General features: G+C 50.0%; 2 protein-coding genes and 1 pseudogene. All 3 read left to right on the forward strand.

What is annotated here, in order from left to right; translation table 11 throughout:
* Positions 1–405, forward strand: a pseudogene (locus tag COT43_03065) (hypothetical protein).
* An 855-nt stretch (positions 406–1,260) separates the two neighbouring features.
* Entirely contained in the window at positions 1,261–1,629 is a 369-nt protein-coding gene (locus tag COT43_03070; protein ID PIS29764.1) for a hypothetical protein, read from the forward strand.
* Between the two features lie 69 nt (positions 1,630–1,698).
* Positions 1,699–2,633: hypothetical protein (locus COT43_03075; protein PIS29765.1), on the forward strand; the 935-nt coding region annotated here is incomplete at its 3' end.

The following is a 2,633-nucleotide window of genomic DNA, read 5'->3' on the forward strand; positions in this document are numbered from 1 at the left end:
AACTGGATTTATCACTTCGATAGCACGGTCAGCGGCGTATATCAATTTACCCAACCGCTCGCTTACGTATCGAACGATCCGACGCCAAGATCGGCGCCGGCAAAATCCGGCGGAACACAAATGACGAATCTGCTGACGGGAATCGGCGGCGCGCCGACTTTGGTGAAAAACGGCCAGAGAACGGTCACTTATAATGAAGAGATCATGTGGGGATCTGGCGTTGGATTGACCGGCGGCGATCCGCGTACCGCTGTCGGTTATACAGCCGACAAACATGTGATTATTTTCGTGGCTGACGGCAGACAGGAAACGCTGAGCGCTGGCGTCAGTTTGGTCGAACTCGCGGACATTCTGATCTCGCGCGGTTGCGTGGAAGGAATGAATCTTGACGGCGGCGGTTCGACGCAGATGACAATTGGCAATGCGTATGTCAACAGTCCGTCGGAAATACCATATCGTTCCATCCCGACGATTCTGGCAATCGTAGATCGCGATTCCGTTAAGTTCCCGGAATCGGAAACCGGCGTTGAACTGATCATCGATACCGAAGACGCAAACTGTTCTTTGGTTGGCAACGGCTGGACTCCGTCAGCAAATCCCGGTTATTATGGAACATCCCGCTCACTGTATAACACAATAGGAACCGGTGACAAACAGGCGATCTATCGCACTTCGCTAGACAAATCGATCCTGTGTAAAGTCTATAGTTGGTGGGTCGCAGCTAACAACCGAAGCACGGATACGCCGTATGTCATCGTCCATGCGAATGGACGCGATACGGTTCGCATTAATCAAGCGACAAACGGCTCGAAGTGGAATTTCATTGGAAAGTATAATTTTTCCAGCGATCCGTCGCAGTGTGTCATCATTTCCAATCAGACGACGACGGGAACCTACATCGTTGCGGATGCGCTAAGATTGCTGACCGCCGATTCCGTTCAGATCGTTACGTCTATCGATCCGAAAACGAAAACCGACAACCTGATCGCGACTTTCGAACTCGGGCAAAATTTCCCCAACCCATTCAATTCCACCACGCTAATACGGTTCACGATTCCAAAATCGGGAATTGTCCGGTTGACGGTTTTCGATCTCTTCGGACGCGAGGTAAAATCACTCGTCAACAGCTGGCAGACTGCTGGAAATCATCGCGTCTCTTTTTCGGCTGACGACCTGCCGACCGGCGTTTATTTTTACAAATTGCAGGTCGGCGATTTCTCCCAAACAAAGAAAATGATCCTGATTAAATAGAAAACGAAAATGCCGAAAAAGTTCAAATTCCATGTCATATCGAACACGCATTGGGACCGCGAATGGCGCTATCCGTTTCAGCGCAACCGCCAGAAATTGGTCGAAATGATCGATCAGACACTGGACATTCTTGATAGAAATCCAGACTATCGCGCGTTCCATTTGGACAGTCAGACTATCGTTCTGAAGGATTATCTGGAAATTCGGCCGCAAAAACGCAAACAGGTTGAAAAATACATCCGCGAGCGTCGTCTGCTCGTCGGACCGTGGTACATTTTACCTGAAGAATTTCAGGTCGGCGGCGAGAATCTCGTCCGGAATCTTCTGATGGGTCATCGCATCGCCAGCGAATTCGGACACGTCATGAAAGTCGGCTAATCGCCATTTTCGTGGGGACAAATCTCGCAACTGCCGCAGATATACAAGGAATTCGGCATCGACGTCATCATGTTTTATCGCGGCGTGAACTCGCTTGACAGTCCGAAAGCGGAATTCATCTGGGAAGGCGCCGACGGAACGCAAACGCTGACATCGCGATTCTCGACGATGCCGCGTTACAATTTTTACTTTTATATCTATCGCCCGGTCGTACATAACGAGAAAATTGCTGACGTCGAACGCCAATGGACGCGCGGCGGTCTTCCCTTCCACTTCGCCGATCTCGAAACCGCAACGGAAGATTACGCACTGGCAGATGCGCGAGACGAATACTATCCGGAAAATGTTCAACCGTCCGTCGAATCCATCATCAGAAATCAGATCGACGATTTTACGACCGAGCATATTTTCTGGGCTGAAGGACACGACACAAGCGGACCGAATGAACAGACCGTTCGGATCATTAAAGACATCAACCAAATTTTAACGAACGGACAGGCGATTCACAGCACGCTGGAAGATTATTCCGATGGACTGAAGACTTCTGTCGATTGGAATCCTCTTCCCGTCGTCAAAGGTGAGCGACGAAGCAGTCAATTCGACCGGCGATCCGGCAACATGTACGGCTATACGACATCGGCAAGAATGTTTCTCAAACAGGCGAATTTCCGGACGGAAAAATGGCTCCAGTTTTACGCGGAACCATTCAATTTGATCGCCGGTGCGCTGGGACTGGACATTTCTGACCGCTACATCGAAACCGCTTGGGATCTCCTTCTACAAAATTCCGCACATGATTCCATCGGCGGTTGCAGTCTGGACGAAATTCACGCCGACGGTATGAACCGGTACAAACAGGCGACTGATATTTCACAGGGAGTTTTTGATCGCGCATGGCGATTCATCGCGAAGCAGATCGATCTAAAAAACCAACCGGCGGATGGCATTTTTCTCGTCATCGTCAATCCGATGACATTCCCAAGAAGCGAGATCGTTGAAACCTT

It is taken from the genome of Candidatus Marinimicrobia bacterium CG08_land_8_20_14_0_20_45_22 (genome assembly GCA_002774355.1).
GTDB lineage: Bacteria > Fidelibacterota > UBA2242 > UBA2242 > UBA2242 > 0-14-0-20-45-22.